Source organism: Paracidovorax avenae ATCC 19860, from assembly GCF_000176855.2.
Lineage (GTDB): Bacteria > Pseudomonadota > Gammaproteobacteria > Burkholderiales > Burkholderiaceae_C > Paracidovorax > Paracidovorax avenae.
Window position 1 is genome coordinate 4,019,430 of the sequence record NC_015138.1, and the last position, 16,044, is coordinate 4,035,473.

A 16,044-nucleotide genomic window follows, 5' to 3' on the forward strand; every position below is an offset into this window, starting at 1 on the left:
CCGCGGCGCGGGGTTGGCCGCCGGCGCGGCGGAACGCGGGGCCGGCGGCGTCACAGCCGGAATTCCGCGATCAGCGGCAGGTGGTCGGACATGCGCCACCAGATGCGCCCGCGCGGCACGTGCAGGCCCATGGGCTCCATGCCGCGCACGTACACATGGTCCAGCTGCACCAGCGGCAGGCGCGCGGGATAGGTCAGCGCGCGCGGCTCCCCTTCGTATTCGCGCAGGCCGAAGGCCGCCAGCGCGTGCTTGACCTGCTGGCCCCAGTCGTTGAAATCGCCCGCCACGAGCAGCGGTGCGCCGTCCGGCACCTCCCGCGCGACGAAACGCTGCAGCTGCGCCACCTGCCGCACCCGGCTGCCCGGGATCAGGCCCAGGTGGACGACGATGGCGTGCACGCGGCGGCCCTGCACCTCGACCTCCACATGCAGCAGCCCCCGCTGCTCGAAACGGTGGTCCGACATGTCCTCGTGCTGGTGGCCGATCACGGGCCAGCGCGTGAGCAGCGCGTTGCCGTGCTCGCCGTGGCGCGTGAACGCATTGGTGCGGTATACCGCCTCGTAGCCCTCCGGGGCGAGGAATTCGGCCTGGGGAAGCTCGGGCCAGCGCGGGAAATGCTGCGCACCGCGCCGGTGCACCTTGCGCACCTCCTGCAGGCAGACGATGTCGGCGTCCAGCTGTTCGACCGCGTGGCCGAGGTTGTGGATCTCGAGCCTGCGGGCGGGTCCCAGGCCCTGCACGCCCTTGTGGATGTTGTAGGTGGCGATCCGGAGGATGCCGGCGCCGTCGGAGACGTCCCATGGTTCCATGGCGCGATTGTGGCGCAGCCGCCCGGGGTCCCGCACTTTCCCTCTCCCGTTCCCGGCCTCCAGGCCCTACACTGGCGTTTCGCCTCTCCCACTCCTCCCTCGCCGCGCCGCGGCCTTCCATGTCCAGCGCCAAAGCCGTCCACCTCGCCGAATCGCAGGCCCTGGTCATCGATGGCAATGCCACGTCGCGCAGCATCCTCGTGGCGCAGCTGCGGGAATACGGCATCGCGCGCGTGGTGCAGTGCAGCAGGGTGCAGGACGCGCGTGCGCGCCTGGAGCACAACATGTTCGACTACGTGCTGTGCGAGCAGTACTTCGCGGAGGCAGGGCAGTCGGGGCAGACGCTGCTCGACGACCTGCGCCGCGCACAGATGCTGCCTTTTTCCACGGTCTTCTTCATGGTGACGGCCGAGGCGTCTTACGCAGCGGTGGCCGAAGCGGCCGAATCCGCCCTCGACGGCTACCTGCTCAAGCCGTTCACGCCCAGTGCCCTCTTCGAACGGCTGTCGCTCGCGCGGCTGCGCAAGAACCATCTCAGGCCCATCTTCGACGCCATCGGCGAAGAAGACTTCGAAGGCGCGGCAAAGCTCTGCGTGCAGCGCTTCGAGACACGCCAGCCCTATTGGCTCTATGCGGCGCGCATCGGCAGCGAACTGCTGCTGCGGCTGGGCCGGCACGACGAGGCCCGCACGCTGTTCGAGGCCGTGATCGAGGCACGCGCCCTGCCCTGGGCCAAGCTGGGCGTGGCACGCTCGCAGATCGAGGCCGGCCAGGCGCCGCGCGCGGTCAACACCCTGCAGGGCATCATCAGCGACGACGCGTCGTTCGCCGACGCCTACGATGTCCTCGGACGCGCGCAGGTCGAGATGGGCCAGTTCGAGGAAGCGCTCGGCACCTACCGCACCGCGGCGCAGCTCACGCCCGATTCCATCGTGCGGCTGCAGAAGCTGGGCATGATGGCCTATTACCTCGGCGACCACGATACCGCCACCAGGATGCTCTCCCGCGCCGCGGTACTCGGCCTGGACTCCAAGCTCTTCGACTACCAGTCGGTGGTGCTGCTCGCGTTCAATTACTTCGACACGACCGACCGCAAGGGGCTGGAGCGCTGCATGGCGGATTTCGCGCGCATCCGCGAGCGCCATCCGGCCAGCCAGCGTCTGCTGCGCTTCGAGAACGTGGTCCGCGCCCTGCAGCTGATCCTGCAGCGGCAGTTCGCACAGGCCGTGGCCGGCGTGCGCGCGATGGCGGCGGAGGCCACGGCCCCGGATTTCGACTTCGAGGCCGCATGCAACCTGGTGGGGCTGCTGGCCGTGCTGACGCGCACCTCCATCGACCTGCCGGACGCGCCCGGATGGATCGAATCGCTGGGCATGCGCTACTCCAACACGCGCAGCCTGTGCGAGCTGCTGGCACGCGCGGGCAGCCTCTGCCCGGAGTATGCGGAAGCCTTGCGGGCCTGCCTGCCCCGGGTGAACCGGGCGGCCGAGGAAGCCATTGCCCGCAGCCTGGGCGGCGATCCCGCGGGTGCGGTGGACCAGCTCCTCGTGCATGCGGAATCCACGCTGAACACCAAGCTGCTGGACCTGGCGCAGCAGGTGCTCACGCGCTACTCCGCCCGGCTGGAAGCGGCCGTGGCCTCCGATCGCCAGGAGCGCATCGACGCACTGCGCGCACGCTGCGGCCATGCCCCGGCCCGGGCCATGCTCGGCCAGGGAACGGAGCGCAAGCCCGGCGAACTGGTGCTGCGCGGCGGCCGGGCCCCTGCCCCCGCAGCGGCCAGGGGCGGCACCTCCCCGCCAGCCCAGGAGGCCGGCGCGGACGAGGATGCCGCCGACATGCTGCGCCTGCGCCCGGTCTGAGCGCCCGGCCCAACGCTCACCCGGCGGGGCCCCGAGCGGCGCGCTCCGCGAACCGGGGCAGCCACAGGCAGGCCTCGGCATTCGATGGCGAGAAGCAGGCCAGCGCGGCCTGGCGCCAGGGCAGCCACTGCCAGGCATCGTGTTCCCGCGGGCTCAGCACGACCGGCGTGCCCGCGGGCACGCACAGCCCGAACAGCCGCTCGCGATTGCGCACCACGCCCGGTGCATAGCGGTGCAGCCACTGCGGCCAGATGTCGTACTCGTTTTCCAGGAACCAGTCCGTCAGCACATGCCCCGGCGCGCGCGCGTCGATGCCGGTCTCCTCGAACACCTCCCGGACCGCCGCAGCCTCGAAGGCTTCCTCCGGCCAGTCCTTGCTGCCCGTGACGGACTGCCAGTGCGGCTCGCCACCGCCCGCGCGGCGGATCATCAGCACCTCGAGCGAGGGCGTATGGATCACCACCAGCACCGACTCGGGAATCTTGTAGCCCGCAGCGCCGCTGGCCGGAGGTGCCTGCGGAGGCACGGGTTGCCGGTGCATCAGCCGCCTGCCACGACCGCCGCCAGGTCCAGCGGCGGCTCCGGCCCCAGCGCGCCGGCGGCGCACTGGCGCAGCCACGGGGCGCCGATGCGGCACAGCATGCGCTTGCCCGCAGAACCCCCATCGAGGGGCACCGAGAGCACCGCGTCGATCAGGGGCGCCTGCCCGGCGGCCGACGGCCACGCCACGGGCTGCAATTGCCGCGCATCCATGTCCAGCATGGGGCCGAGCCCATCCACCCGCAGCGCGAATTCACCCGTGCGCCCGTCGTCCAGGCCGATCCGCAGGACGATCAACTGGTGCGCACCGGGCGGCAGGCCCGTCCGCCCCGCCCGTCCGCGCTGGTCCGCCACGAGCGAGTGCATGTCCACCACGGGGCATACCCGCTCCCCGATCTGGGCCAACCCCAGGAACGGGGTCCGGGCGCGCCCGGCCTGCAGCACGGGGACATCCTGCGCGGCAGCAGCCACATGGGCCGAACCGATCCCGAACCAGTGCTCGCCGACCAGGAAGGTGGCCAGTTGCAGTTCGCTGCCAGCCTCCCGGCGCGGCGCGGATGCCACTGGCACCGGCACGCTCCTCCCACCGCCGCCAGCGGAATCATCGCTGGCGCACAGGCGGCGCAGCGCGATGCAGCGCAGGCCGTGCTGGTAGCCGTCCTGCGCGCGGAATTCGCGGTAGCCATGGCCCTGGGCGACACCCACGCCGTACACGCCGCCGCCGAGCGACACCATGCGCTCGCCGGGCGCCACCCGCAGCGCGTCCAGTGCCACGGTCACAGCCTCTTGCGCACCCGTAGCGCCGGTACGGCCGGCCCGCGCCAGGGTGCCAGCGGCATCGACGAAAGCCAGCAGGTCCTGCTCGCCCAGGCCGGCGGCGCAGTCGGCCAGGATGGAGTCGAGTTGCTGGGCGGCATCCCACACGACGGCCACGCCACCCAGCGCAGCGGCATCCTCCCCCGAACGCACCGCCGCCGCATAGACGAACGTGGGCGAGCCCGGATGGAAGCGGCTTTCCACGTAGTCGCTCACGGTGTAGGCCTGCTCAGAGGACAGCCGCAGGCAGCGTGCCACCCAGGGTTCGTCGAGGACCATTCCCACGTGGTGGGCGCGGTCCGGCCGCGACACCGCGACCACCCGGCCCGACCGGTCGAACAGCACGAGGCACGCATAGACCGTGTAGAGCGCATTGATTTCAGCCAGCACCGCGGCAGAGGCTTCGCAACGCACGGCCCCCTCCGCCAGCGTCTGCGCGAACCGGGGCGTGAGCGCCCACCAGCGGCAGTCGTTCGCGCGCTCGTACAGGTTGCGGTCCAGGATCTGCATGGCCAGGGACGCACGGCTCTGCGCATCCCGCAACTGCGACTGGGTCACCACGCCGTACAGGCCCTCGAGTGCCGCGGCGAAGGCCCGGGCGGTCTTGCGCGCGGTGGCGCCGATCTCCGAGAGCAGGGTGCGCGCAAAAACCACCTCCCGGGCCGCCGCCGCTTCGCCGCCGGATTCCCCGACGCCGAGCTGGTTCAGTTCGAGCAACCCGTTCCACACCGAACGCTCGAGGGCGGACTGGATGGCGGCCGACCGCAGCGGAATGCCGCGCAGTTCCTCCGACAGCAGGTCCGAGCGGCCAGCCAGGTGCGCGCGGCCATCCGAAACCTTCGCGCGCTCCTCGAAGGCACCGTCCAGCGGCAGCATGGCCACGCCGCGCCAGCCCGGACCGGCGTAGCCCTGGAAGCCCTGTGTCCGGCGGACCGCCAGCAGGTACCGGCGCCCCATGTGGCGCACCACCTGCCCGGCGTCGGGCGCACCGCTCCCCGCCTCGGGAATGCGCCAGTCCACCGGCAATTGCAGCGGATCGCCGGATGCCAGCACCCGGCCCTCGCCGTCCACCATGGCCAGCACCGCATCGATACCGGACGGCTCGCCCTCGCCGGTATCGCGAAGGGACGCGAAGATCGCGGGCATCTCATCCGCCAGGCGGAACTCCAGGCACAGCACACCCACGGTGCGCCCTTCGCGGACGACGCGGTGCGCATAGACGAGGGTGGGCATGCTCCGGCCGGTGAACCCGTGCACGGCGTGGTGCTCCACGTAGGCGGCATCGCTGCCCAGCACCTCGCGCAGGAACTGCTGGTCGCGCTCGTGCAGCGCAACGCCGGTCGCGGGCAGGTCCCCGTTCAGGCAGGCACAAGGGCGGCACTGCGCATCGAAGAGAAAGATGTTGCCGTACACGGTGTACTTGCCGGCGTACGCCTTCAGGCGGGACTCGATGGCCGCGCGCTCGGCCGGGCCATGGAGCCCCTCGTCGAGGTACCTGGACAGCGGACCGTCCAGCGCCAGGAAGCCGATGTCCGCGGTCCGTTCGAACAGGTTGCGCACCAGCACGTCGATGCAGATCTGCGCGCGGTTCGCCAGGTCGTCCAGGCGGTTGCGCAGCGCTTCCCCGGCCAGCCCGCGCATGAGCTCCCCGGAAAGCGCGGCGAAGTCATGGCGCGCGCGTGCCAGGTCGCTGCCCGAAGAAGCCTTGGTGGACAAAAGCGAGAGCGACGACAGCAGCGAGAGATGGTCCCACGCACTTTCGACGAGCCTGAGCTCCTGTTGCTGTTGCTGCGCGGCGGGCATGTAGCGCAGCCATTCTTCCGGGGATGCGATGGGCGAAGTGGACACGTTGCGGACTCCACCTTTCCTTTGAAAAATGCGGGATATGGAAAGGTTTTGTCACTTTAAGCAAATATCACACCTGCCGGGTTCTCGTGAACCCTGATCGCCCAGGGCGCGGCCCTGCCCGGAGCAGCGCCCCCTTCAGCCGCCTTCCGGGGCCTTGCGCACGGGCACCGCCGGCGGCAATTCCTTCGCCTGCAGCGCGCGCACCTGCGCCACGAGCTGGTTGTGCGCGTCGAGGAATGCCGCGGCGATCACCTTGCCCTCGTTGGTATTGCTCCAGCCGGCTCCGGCGCCCCCGCCCAGGCGGCCCAGCATCAGGCCGCCCACGCCCAGGTCGGTGGTGCGGGCGGCCCCCGTGGCGGCGGCCACCTGCTCCGTCGTCTCGTTGTCCGACAGCAGCAGGGCCGTCTGGGCCTCCTTGAACTTCACCTGTTCCGCGAGGCCGATGAGGCCGGCCATGTCGCGCAGCCCGGGGATCATGGCGAGGATGCCTCCCAGGCCCCGCCCGGCGTCCTGCTCGCTGAAGGTGACGCTCGGGGTCAGCGTGTACTGCGCCTCGTAGCCCCGGCCCTTGTGCACCGTGGTGTCCTTGCGCAGCACGCCCGCCTCGCGCAGGTCCTGCTCCTGCACCGTTCCGCGCAGGCCGGCGGAGCGGTCCACCACGCGGAAGCATCCGCTCTGCTGGGCCAGCAGCTTGACCAGCGGCACGGGCGACGCCGGCAGCTGGTAGGCCGAGCCCATCACGTAGCCGTTCGGGTTCTCGGCCAGCGCCAGCGTGGCGACCGGTGCGTCGCAGCGCACCAGCTCGTGCGCCGCGTTGCGCGCGCCCTGGGGGCCGGCCGAACCGCTCACCACCGAACCACCCTCGCCCAGTTCCGTCTTCTTCTCGCCGCAGGCCGCCAGGGCCAATACCGCCGCCAGGGCCGCGGCACCCTTCGCGAAATTCCGCATGACAGGTTCCTCGCAAAAAAAAATGGCAGAAGCCGCGAGGCCCCTGCCATGGATTGGAAACCGTTGCCGGCCTCCGGTCAGGCGGCCTTGGCGGCGTCCGGGTTGCGCAGGCGGATGTGCAGCTCGCGCAGCTGCTTCTCGTCCACCGGGCTCGGCGCCTGCGTGAGCAGGTCCTGCGCGCGCTGCGTCTTGGGGAAGGCGATCACGTCGCGGATCGACTCGGCACCGGTCATCAGCGTGATGAGGCGGTCCAGGCCGAAGGCGAGGCCGCCGTGCGGGGGCGCGCCGTACTGCAGCGCGTCGAGCAGGTAGCCGAACTTGGCGCGGGCGTCCTCGGGCGTGAGCTTGAGGGCCGCGAACACCTTGCTCTGCACCTCGGCGCGGTGGATCCGCACCGAGCCGCCACCCAGCTCCCAGCCGTTCAGCACCATGTCATAGGCCTTGGCGATGCAGCGGCCCGGGTCCGTGTCCATCAGGTCTTCATGGCCGTCCTTGGGCGCCGTGAAGGGGTGGTGCACGGCCACCCAGCGCGCGTCGTCCTCGTCGTACTCGAACATCGGGAAATCCACCACCCAGAGGGGTGCCCAGACGTTCTCGAACAGGCCGTTCTTCTTGCCGAATTCGCTGTGGCCGATCTTCAGGCGCAGCGCGCCGATCGCGTCGTTGACCACCTTCAGCTTGTCGGCGCCGAAGAACAGCAGGTCGCCGCTCTGCGCGCCGGTGCGCTTCAGGATCTCGGCGATGGCCGCGTCGTGGATGTTCTTCACGATCGGCGATTGCAGGCCGTCGCGGCCCTTGGCCAGGTCGTTGACCTTGATGTAGGCCAGGCCCTTGGCGCCGTAGATCTTCACGAACTCGGTGTAGGCATCGATCTCGCCGCGCGAGAGACCGCCCTCTTCGCGCGCGCCGCCGGGCACGCGCAGGGCCACCACCCGGCCGCCCTGCATGTTGGCCGCGCCCGAGAACACCTTGAAGTCCACGTCCTTCATGACATCGGTGAGTTCGGTGAACTCGAGCTTCACGCGCAGGTCGGGCTTGTCGGAGCCGAAGCGGAACGCCGCATCCTGGTACGTCATGATCGGGAACTCGCCCAGGTCCACGTCCAGCTGGGTCTTGAACACCTCGGTCACCATGCGCTGGAAGATCGCGCGGATCTCTTCCTCGCCCAGGAACGAGGTCTCGCAGTCGATCTGCGTGAACTCGGGCTGGCGGTCGGCCCGCAGGTCCTCGTCGCGGAAGCACTTGGTGATCTGGTAGTAGCGGTCATAGCCGGCCACCATCAGCATCTGCTTGTAGAGCTGCGGCGACTGCGGCAGCGCGAAGAACTGGCCGTCGTGCACGCGGCTGGGCACCAGGTAGTCGCGCGCGCCTTCGGGCGTGCTCTTGCCCAGCATGGGCGTCTCGATGTCGATGAAGCCTTCCTTGTCCAGGAAGTTGCGCACCTGGATCGCCGTCTTGTAGCGCAGCATCAGGTTGCGCTGCATGTAGGGGCGGCGCAGGTCGAGCACGCGGTGCGTGAGGCGCGTGGTCTCCGACAGGTTCTCGTCGTCCATCTGGAACGGAGGCGTCACCGAGGGGTTCAGCACGTTCAGCTCGTGACACAGCACCTCGATCTTGCCGCTCTTCAGGTTGTCGTTGGTCGTGCCCTCGGGGCGCGCGCGCACCAGGCCCTTGATCTGCACGCAGAACTCGTTGCGCACGCCTTCGGCCGTCTTGAACATGTCGGCACGGTCGGGGTCGCACACCACCTGCACGTTGCCTTCGCGGTCGCGCAGGTCGATGAAGATCACGCCGCCATGGTCGCGGCGGCGGTTCACCCAGCCCGCGAGGGTGACGGTTTGGCCCATCAGGGCTTCGGTGACGAGACCGCAATAGTGGGAACGCATGGCCATGGGTGCTTCTTCCTGCGCCCGCGAGGGGCGCCCAAACTGGAGGGAGGTATCGAGCGCGACCGTGCGGGACGCGCCGAAAGGTAAAGGGTTACTTGGAATCGGGGAGCGTGAGGTCCGGGGGAGCCACCACGCCCATCGACACGATGTACTTCAGCGCGGCATCCACGCTCATGTCGAGCTCGACGCAGTCGCTCTTGCGCAGGATCACGAAATAGCCGCCGGTCGGGTTGGGCGTCGTCGGCACATAGACGCTGACATAGCCGTCACGCAGGTAGGCGGCCACTTCGCCGCTGGGCGTGCCGGTGATGAACGCGACGGTCCAGACGCCCTCGCGCGGCCACTGCACGAGCACCGCCGTGCGGAAGGCGTTGCCGCTTTCGGAGAACAGCGTGTCCGAGACCTGCTTGACGCTCGAATAGATCGAGCGCACCACCGGGATGCGGCTCACGAGCCGGTCGCCCCACTCCACCAGCTTGCGGCCCGCGAAATTGCTGGCCAGCGCGCCGACCGCGAGCAGGATGGCCAGCGTGAGCAGCACGCCGAAGCCGGGGATGTGGAAGCCCAGCAGCCGGTCGGGCTGCCAGTTCTCGGGAAGGATCTGCAGCGTCTGGTCGAGCGTGCTGATGATCCAGTGCAGGACCCAGGCGGTGATCACGCCGGGCACGATCACCAGCAGGCCCGTGAACAGCCATTTGCGCAAAGCGGACATCGAGGGGCGTTCAGCTCTTGGAAGTGGGTGCGGCAGGCGCCGCGGGGGAAGCCGCCGGCGCTGGTGCAGGTGCCGCCGCAGGGGCGGAAGCGGGCGCCGCGGCGCCTTCCGCGGCCGGAGCCGGGGCGCTGGTGCCGCCGCCGCTGCCGCCGCGGAAATCGGTCACGTACCAGCCCGAGCCCTTGAGCTGGAAGCCGGCGGCCGTGACCTGCTTGGAGAACGTCTCGGCGCCACAGGCGGGGCAGACCGTGAGCGGGGCATCGGAGATCTTCTGCAGCACATCCTTGGCATGGCCACAGGAGCCGCATTTATAGGCATAGATAGGCATTTTTTACCGTGCTATTGAAGGCGCGAAGGAGGGTTTGCAAAACCTTCAATTATAGGCAGGCGCTCCGCCACCCCTGCCCGCCCTCTTTTCGCGGCCCGCGCGGCTCACTCCGCTCCCGCCACCCGGTGGTGGGATCCGTGGCGATTGCCCACCCACTGGGGTGCCAGCGAGCCGGCGAGCATGCCCGCGACGGCGGCCAGCAGGCCGGCCAGCTGCGCCGGGAACACCTCGCCCACGGGCAGCGCCATGAACGCCAGCCAGAAGCCCAGGCCCAGCACGATGGCACACAGCGCGCCCTGGGTCGTGGCACGCTTCCAGTACAGGCCGAACACCAGCGGCACGAAGGCGCCGACCAGCGGCACCTGGTAGGCGCCGGACACCAGCTCGTAGATGGACGTGCCCTGCATGCGGATCGAATACGCCAGCACCAGCAGGCTGAACACCAGGGTGCTGATGCGCATGGTGCGCAGGTGCTCGCGGTCGGTCACGGAGGGGCGGAACTGGCGCCAGATGTTCTCGGTGAACGTGACGCTGGGCGCCAGCAGCGTGGCCGAGGCGGTGGACTTGAGCGCCGACAGCAGCGCACCAAAGAAGAGCACCTGCATCACGAAAGGCATCTTTTCGAGCACCAGCGTGGGGAGCACCTTCTGCGGATCGTCCTGCAGCAGCGCCGCCGTCTCCGCCGGCATGATGATGAGCGCGCTGGCCACGAGGAACATGGGCACGAAGGCGAACAGGATGTAGCAGATGCCGCCGATCACGGGCCCGCGCGTGGCGGCCTTCAGGTTGTTGGCGGACATCACGCGCTGGAACACGTCCTGCTGCGGGATCGAACCGAACATCATGGTGATGCCGGCCGCGACGAAGAACACCACGTCGTGGAATTTCGGCTCCGGCAGGAAGCGGAACAGGTCGCGGCCCGCGGCGAAGTCGATCACCTTGCCGGCCCCTCCCGCCATCTCGCCCGCGAAGACGGCGATGATCGCCAGGCCCGCCACCAGGATGATCATCTGGATGAAATCGGTCACCGCCACCGACCACATGCCGCCGAAGAGCGTGTAGGCGAGGATGGACACCACGCCGATCGTCATGCCCGCGGGGATGCTGATGGCGCCGCCCGAGAGCAGGTTGAACACCAGCCCCAGCGCCGTCACCTGCGCCGCGACCCAGCCCAGGTAGCTCAGCATGATGATGAGCGAGCAGATGATCTCCACCGCCCGGCCGTAGCGCTCGCGGTAGTAGTCGCTGATCGTGAGCAGCGTCATGCGGTAGAGCTTCGCGGCGAAGAAGATGCCCACCAGGATCAGGCAGAAGCCGGCACCGAAGGGATCTTCCACCACGTTGCCCAGGCCGCCCTGGATGAACTTGGCGGGAATGCCCAGCACCGTCTCCGAACCGAACCAGGTCGCGAAGGTGGTGGTGATGATCATGTAGAGCGGCAGGTGGCGCCCGGCGATGGCGAAATCCGCCGTGTTCTTGACGCGCCTGGCCGCCACCAGCCCGATGGCGATGGTGACCAGCAGATAGACGATGACCAGGGTCAGCAGCACGGCATGCTCCTCGATGTCGCGAAGTGAGGGTTGTGGGTGGAGAGGATGCGCGGGCGGCGCTGCAGGGGCTTAGTGGAAGAACCGGATGCGGATCAGGAACTGCAGTGCCAGCAGCCCCAATACAAAACCCATGCCACCGTAGATGATGCCTTGCAGCAGCCGGTTGGTGCGGCGCTGCTCGGCGAGCAGTTCCTGCATCTCGCGCCGGTGGTCGTGCGGCTTGTGGCGCAGGTAGTCGTGCAGCAGGCGCGGCAGCTCGGGCAGCATCTTCGCGAAATGCGGCGACTCGGCCTTCACTTCGCGCCAGAGCCGCTGCGGCCCCATCTGGTCGAGCATCCACTTCTCGAGGAACGGCTTGGCCGTGCTCCAGAGGTCCAGCTCCGGGTCGAGCTGGCGGCCCAGGCCTTCGATGTTGAGCAGCGTTTTCTGCAGCAGCACGAGCTGCGGCTGGATCTCCACATGGAAGCGGCGCGAGGTCTGGAACAGCCGCATCAGCACCATGCCCAGGGAGATTTCCTTGAGCGGGCGGTCGAAATACGGCTCGCAGACGGCGCGGATGGCCGACTCCAGTTCGTTGATGCGCGTGTCGGCCGGCACCCAGCCGCTCTCCACGTGCAGCTCCGCCACGCGCTTGTAGTCGCGGCGGAAGAAGGCGGTGAAGTTCTGCGCCAGGTATTCCTTGTCGAACTCGGTGAGCGAGCCGACGATGCCGAAATCCAGCGAGATGTAGCGGCCGAACGAACCCGGCTCCAGGCTCACCTGGATGTTGCCCGGGTGCATGTCCGCGTGGAAGAAGCCGTCGCGGAAGACCTGCGTGAAGAAGATGGTGACGCCGTCGCGAGCCAGCTGGCGGATGTCCACCCCGGCCGCGCGCAGCCGCTCGATCTGGCTGATCGGCACGCCCTTCATGCGCTCCATCACCAGCACTTCCGGGTGGCAGAAGTCCCAGAGGATCTCCGGGATGCGCACCAGGCCCAGGCCCTCCATGTTGCGGCGCAGCTGCGCGGCATTGGCGGCCTCGCGGATCAGGTCCAGCTCGTCGTGCAGGTAGTTGTCGAACTCCGCCACCACCTGCCGGGGCTTCAGGCGCTTGCCATCGGCCGACAGGCTCTCCACCCAGCCGGCCATGGCGCGCATCAGCCCCAGGTCATTGTCGATCACGGGCAGCATGCCGGGCCGCAGCACCTTCACGGCCACCTCGCGCTCCACGCCATGGCGGTCGCGGACGACGGCGAAATGCACCTGCGCGATGGAGGCGCTCGCCACGGGCACGCGCTCGAACGAGACGAACACCTCGCCCACGGGGCGGCGGAAGGCGCGCTCGATGGTGGCCACGGCCACGTCCGGGTCGAAGGGCGGGACGCGGTCCTGCAGCAGCGCCAGTTCGTTGGCGATGTCCGGCGGCAGCAGGTCGCGCCGCGTGGACAGCACCTGCCCGAACTTCACGAAGATGGGCCCGAGCCGTTCCAGGGCCTCGCGCAGGCGCTGCCCGCGCGGCGCGTCCAGCTTGCGGCCGAAGGAGACGATGCGCGCCAGCAGGCGCAGCCAGGGCTTCTGGAAGCTCGTCAGTACCAGCTCATCCAGTCCATAGCGCAGCACCACCCAGACGATGGTGGCGCCGCGGAAAAGCCGGCTCATGGAACGCCGCGGTCGGAACCGGGGGCCGCCGCCTGGGCGGAGCCGTCCGCCGGAGGACGCCCTCCCATGCGCATGCCCACGAACTGCTTGAGCGCCTGCGCAGCACGCCGCGCGGCCGTGCAGATCGCATGCGCCGGCGTGTCGCCGAGCAGGCGCGAGAGGTCTTCCTCGAGATCCCAGCGCACATGGTCCACCAGCCACTGGATCTCGGCCGCCAGCTGCACGTCGCCCTCGATGCGGATGGCCGGCTTGTCGCCGCGCAGGGCCGCCTGCGCGAGCGACAGCGGCGAGGTATCGGTGATTTCCATGCGCAGGTCGGGCACGGCCGCCTCGCCGGCCAGGTCGAACAGGCCGGCCGGCGTCACGCGCAGCGACATGGAGTAGATGCGCCACTGCACGCGCGCCACGCTGCCGCTCTGGCGCACGAGCCGTTCCATGGCCTCGGGTTCCTGCATGAGCACGTGGTTGACGAGCAGCACCAGGCGGTGCTGCACCTCATGCACCAGCCATTGCGGGGGCTGGGGGCCGCTGGCCAGGCGCTCGAAGAGGCCTTCCAGGAACGAAAAAGGGGACTGTGGTGCTGCCATAGTCCCCGATTATTCCCCGAACTCGCCCGGACGCCAGAAAGCTTGCCCGTACACGGTCCGTGCCATTGGAGCCCGGCCCGCCGTGCGGCAGGCCGGCCCCGCCGGTTTCACTGCAGCGCCTGCACGCCTGCCACCAGCCAGCCGCTGGTGCCGCTCTTGGGCTTGGTCATGTTCCAGACCTCGCGGAACGGGCTCGGGCCTGCGGAGGGCTCCTCGCGGATCATGCCGGAGAACTCCACGCTGGCCATGTAGCCGTCGCCCAGGTCCTCGATGCCCAGCAGCTGCGCCTCCAGCATCACCACGTCGGTGTGGTTGGGCTGGCTGGCACCGCGCAGGGATTCGCGCTCGCCGAGCTGCGAGCGGATTTCATCGACCATGCTGTCGGTCATCATCGAGCGCAGCGTGGCGATGTCCGAGCGGTCCCAGGCGGCCTGCAGCGTCACGAAGTTGCGCTTGGCGGCATCCAGGAAGCCCTGCGTGTCGAAGTCGGCCGGAACACCCCAGTTCTGCGAACCGGAGAGCGCGGAGCCGATCACGACGCCGCTGCCGGCGGCGCGGGACGCGTCGAACGCCATGCCGCTGCGCTCGAAGGGGCGCGCGGAGGCATCGTTGCCCACGTTCTGCGGGCTGTACTGGCGCGGCACGGCCGCATCGGAGGGCGACGCGGAGCCGGCGCCCTGGAAGGCGAAGGGCGCGCCGCCGGCGGCAGCCGCGGAAGCCGGCCTGCGCGAGCGCATGACCATGCCGATCACAGCGAAGGCCGCGAGCGCGAGCAGCGCGATCAGCAGGAAATTGCCGAAGGCCGCGCCCAGCCCGAGGGAGTGCGCCAGCCATGCCAGGCCCAGGCCCGCGGCCAGGCCGCCCAGCATCGCGCCCCACGGCTTCTTGGGAGCGGCAGCGGGCGCCGCGTTCGGCGCCGCCGCAGGCTTGGCCGCGGCTGCGTTGGCGGGGCTGTTGCCCACGGCGTTCTGCGCGGGAGCCGCCGGCGTGGCCGGCGGGGTCGCGGCCTCGCGCTGCGTCACGTTGCTCGACTGCTTGCCGACCGACTTGCCGCCGCCCATGCGGCGCGCATCGGCGTCCAGGTGGACCACCGCGAGCATCGCCACCAAAGCCACAGACCAGAATTTCATCATGTCATCTCCACTCGGTTTAGTTATCCGAAACGCGTGCTTCGTCCCAGTTCAGCACTTGATTCCAACATGCAGGGCCACGATGCCGCCAGTCATGTTGTGATAGTCCACATGCCCAAAGCCATTTTTCTGCATGAGGGTTTTGAGCTCTTCCTGGCCCGGATGCATGCGGATGGACTCGGCCAGGTAGCGGTAGCTCGCGTCGTCGCCGGCCACCAGCCGGCCCAGCCGCGGCAGCACCTTGAAGGAGTACCAGTCGTAGGGCTTGCGCAGCGGCTTGGCCACCTGCGAGAACTCCAGCACCAGCAGCCGGCCGCGCGGCTTGAGCACGCGGCACATCTCGGCGATGGCCACGTCCTTGTGGGTCATGTTGCGCAGGCCGAAAGCCACGCTCACCACGTCGAAATGGTTGTCGGGAAAAGGCAGCCGCTCGGCGTCGCAGACCAGCGTGGGCAGCACGGTGCCTTCGTCGATGAGGCGGTCGCGCCCCACGCGCAGCATGGATTCGTTGATGTCGGTGTGCACCACCGTGCCGCTCGCGCCCACCTTCTTCGCGAAGGCACGCGCCAGGTCGCCCGTGCCGCCGGCGATGTCCAGCACGCGCTGGCCCTCGCGCAGGTTGGCGACCATCACGGTGTAGGCCTTCCACGCGCGGTGCAGGCCGCCCGACATCAGGTCGTTCATGACGTCGTACTTGGAAGCGACGGAATCGAAAACCCCGCGCACGCGGCGCGCCTTGTCGTTCTCGTCCACGGTCTGGAAACCGAAATGGGTGGTGCTCATGGTGGGGATGCTAAGAGCGCAGGGGCCGCGCAGACAGCGACAACCCCGCAAGGGGTTGGGACATGTGTCGCGCAGCAGGTACGCGGGGCTTGAAGAAAAAACCGGCGCCAGCGCTCGTGGAAAAGACCGCTGGCGCTATCAATGTTAGAGCATACGCTCAGTGTGTTCCGCAGCCGCCACCGGCGCCGGCACCGCCGCTGCGCGCTGCCGGCATGGGCGCATCGCGATCGAGGCCGGCATCCGCCAGGCGCTGCAGGTACTGCTGCCAGAGCGATTCCTGGTCCCGCCCGAGCCGGTACAGGTACGGCCAGGTAAAGAGCCCGCTCTGGTGTCCGTCGGAGAACACGGGCTTGATCGCGTAATGGCCCACGGGCTCGATGGCAGTGATCTGCACATCGCGCTTGCCCGTCTGCAGCACCTCCTGGCCCGGGCCGTGGCCCTGCACTTCCGCCGAGGGCGAATACACCCGCAGCAACTCGAAGGGGATGCGGAAGCTCGCGCCATCGTCGAAGGCGATTTCGAGCACGCGCGACGCACCGTGCACGGTGAGCGATTGCGGCGCGGCGGCCGCCGCTTGCTGGTCTGCCATGGAAGGTTCTCTCAT

The 16,044-nt window shown here is 69.2% G+C and carries 14 protein-coding genes; 1 reads left to right on the forward strand and 13 read right to left on the reverse strand.

All coding sequences use genetic code 11. The features are described from left to right. Nucleotides 1-50: 50 nt before the first annotated feature. The gene (locus tag ACAV_RS17580; protein ID WP_013595933.1) at nucleotides 51-809 is read right to left on the reverse strand and encodes an endonuclease/exonuclease/phosphatase family protein; all 759 of its coding nucleotides are present in this window, start codon (nucleotides 807-809) and stop codon (nucleotides 51-53) included. A 119-nt stretch (nucleotides 810-928) separates the two neighbouring features. Between ACAV_RS17580 and ACAV_RS17585 the strand changes: the two genes are divergently transcribed. Then, nucleotides 929-2,671: a response regulator gene (locus tag ACAV_RS17585; protein ID WP_013595934.1), complete on the forward strand. Its 1,743-nt coding sequence runs from the start codon at nucleotides 929-931 to the stop codon at nucleotides 2,669-2,671. 16 nt (nucleotides 2,672-2,687) lie between these two features. On the opposite strand, the gene nudB is transcribed toward ACAV_RS17585, so the two are convergent. The 12 genes from nudB to ACAV_RS17645 all read right to left on the reverse strand — a co-directional run bounded on the left by nudB (nucleotide 2,688) and on the right by ACAV_RS17645 (nucleotide 16,029). Continuing rightward, the gene (nudB, locus tag ACAV_RS17590; RefSeq protein ID WP_013595935.1) at nucleotides 2,688-3,212 is read right to left on the reverse strand and encodes a dihydroneopterin triphosphate diphosphatase; all 525 of its coding nucleotides are present in this window, start codon (nucleotides 3,210-3,212) and stop codon (nucleotides 2,688-2,690) included. After that, nucleotides 3,212-5,875, reverse strand: coding sequence for a chemotaxis protein CheW (locus ACAV_RS17595; RefSeq protein WP_013595936.1), 2,664 nt, complete (start codon nucleotides 5,873-5,875; stop codon nucleotides 3,212-3,214). The genes nudB and ACAV_RS17595 overlap by 1 nt, the downstream gene beginning before the upstream one ends. Nucleotides 5,876-6,010: 135 nt before the next feature. After that, the gene (locus ACAV_RS17600; protein ID WP_013595937.1) at nucleotides 6,011-6,823 is read right to left on the reverse strand and encodes a CsgG/HfaB family protein; all 813 of its coding nucleotides are present in this window, start codon (nucleotides 6,821-6,823) and stop codon (nucleotides 6,011-6,013) included. A 77-nt stretch (nucleotides 6,824-6,900) separates the two neighbouring features. Next, entirely contained in the window at nucleotides 6,901-8,715 is a 1,815-nt protein-coding gene (gene aspS / locus ACAV_RS17605) for an aspartate--tRNA ligase (RefSeq protein WP_013595938.1), read from the reverse strand. Nucleotides 8,716-8,803: 88 nt separating this feature from the next. Beyond that, complete coding sequence (locus ACAV_RS17610) at nucleotides 8,804-9,424, reverse strand: DUF502 domain-containing protein (protein ID WP_013595939.1); 621 nt, start codon at nucleotides 9,422-9,424, stop codon at nucleotides 8,804-8,806. 10 nt (nucleotides 9,425-9,434) lie between these two features. Continuing rightward, nucleotides 9,435-9,752, reverse strand: coding sequence for an FmdB family zinc ribbon protein (locus ACAV_RS17615; RefSeq protein WP_013595940.1), 318 nt, complete (start codon nucleotides 9,750-9,752; stop codon nucleotides 9,435-9,437). Nucleotides 9,753-9,856: 104 nt separating this feature from the next. Further along, complete coding sequence (locus ACAV_RS17620; RefSeq protein ID WP_013595941.1) at nucleotides 9,857-11,302, reverse strand: high affinity choline transporter 1; 1,446 nt, start codon at nucleotides 11,300-11,302, stop codon at nucleotides 9,857-9,859. A gap of 69 nt (nucleotides 11,303-11,371) precedes the next feature. After that, a complete protein-coding gene (gene ubiB / locus ACAV_RS17625) occupies nucleotides 11,372-12,940 on the reverse strand; it encodes a ubiquinone biosynthesis regulatory protein kinase UbiB (protein ID WP_013595942.1) in 1,569 nt (522 codons plus the stop codon). Then, complete coding sequence (locus ACAV_RS17630; protein ID WP_013595943.1) at nucleotides 12,937-13,527, reverse strand: hypothetical protein; 591 nt, start codon at nucleotides 13,525-13,527, stop codon at nucleotides 12,937-12,939. The genes ubiB and ACAV_RS17630 overlap by 4 nt, the downstream gene beginning before the upstream one ends. A 107-nt stretch (nucleotides 13,528-13,634) precedes the next feature. Next, nucleotides 13,635-14,660, reverse strand: a complete 1,026-nt coding sequence (locus ACAV_RS17635) for a Tim44 domain-containing protein (RefSeq protein WP_013595944.1) — start codon at nucleotides 14,658-14,660, stop codon at nucleotides 13,635-13,637. 48 nt (nucleotides 14,661-14,708) lie between these two features. Further along, complete coding sequence (gene ubiE / locus ACAV_RS17640; protein ID WP_013595945.1) at nucleotides 14,709-15,440, reverse strand: bifunctional demethylmenaquinone methyltransferase/2-methoxy-6-polyprenyl-1,4-benzoquinol methylase UbiE; 732 nt, start codon at nucleotides 15,438-15,440, stop codon at nucleotides 14,709-14,711. A gap of 157 nt (nucleotides 15,441-15,597) precedes the next feature. Next, nucleotides 15,598-16,029: a gamma-butyrobetaine hydroxylase family protein gene (locus ACAV_RS17645; protein ID WP_013595946.1), complete on the reverse strand. Its 432-nt coding sequence runs from the start codon at nucleotides 16,027-16,029 to the stop codon at nucleotides 15,598-15,600. Between the last annotated feature and the right edge of the window lie 15 nt (nucleotides 16,030-16,044).

What these genes read in the sequence shown, in the direction of transcription:
- ACAV_RS17580 (WP_013595933.1), bottom strand. Translation starts at nt 809, where the DNA reads ATGGAACCATGGGACGTCTCCGACGGCGCCGGCATCCTCCGGATCGCC.
- ACAV_RS17585 (WP_013595934.1), top strand. Translation starts at nt 929, where the DNA reads ATGTCCAGCGCCAAAGCCGTCCACCTCGCCGAATCGCAGGCCCTGGTC.
- nudB (WP_013595935.1), bottom strand. Translation starts at nt 3,212, where the DNA reads ATGCACCGGCAACCCGTGCCTCCGCAGGCACCTCCGGCCAGCGGCGCT.
- ACAV_RS17600 (WP_013595937.1), bottom strand. Translation starts at nt 6,823, where the DNA reads ATGCGGAATTTCGCGAAGGGTGCCGCGGCCCTGGCGGCGGTATTGGCC.
- aspS (WP_013595938.1), bottom strand. Translation starts at nt 8,715, where the DNA reads ATGGCCATGCGTTCCCACTATTGCGGTCTCGTCACCGAAGCCCTGATG.
- ACAV_RS17610 (WP_013595939.1), bottom strand. Translation starts at nt 9,424, where the DNA reads ATGTCCGCTTTGCGCAAATGGCTGTTCACGGGCCTGCTGGTGATCGTG.
- ACAV_RS17615 (WP_013595940.1), bottom strand. Translation starts at nt 9,752, where the DNA reads ATGCCTATCTATGCCTATAAATGCGGCTCCTGTGGCCATGCCAAGGAT.
- ubiB (WP_013595942.1), bottom strand. Translation starts at nt 12,940, where the DNA reads ATGAGCCGGCTTTTCCGCGGCGCCACCATCGTCTGGGTGGTGCTGCGC.
- ACAV_RS17630 (WP_013595943.1), bottom strand. Translation starts at nt 13,527, where the DNA reads ATGGCAGCACCACAGTCCCCTTTTTCGTTCCTGGAAGGCCTCTTCGAG.
- ACAV_RS17635 (WP_013595944.1), bottom strand. Translation starts at nt 14,660, where the DNA reads ATGATGAAATTCTGGTCTGTGGCTTTGGTGGCGATGCTCGCGGTGGTC.
- ubiE (WP_013595945.1), bottom strand. Translation starts at nt 15,440, where the DNA reads ATGAGCACCACCCATTTCGGTTTCCAGACCGTGGACGAGAACGACAAG.
- ACAV_RS17645 (WP_013595946.1), bottom strand. Translation starts at nt 16,029, where the DNA reads ATGGCAGACCAGCAAGCGGCGGCCGCCGCGCCGCAATCGCTCACCGTG.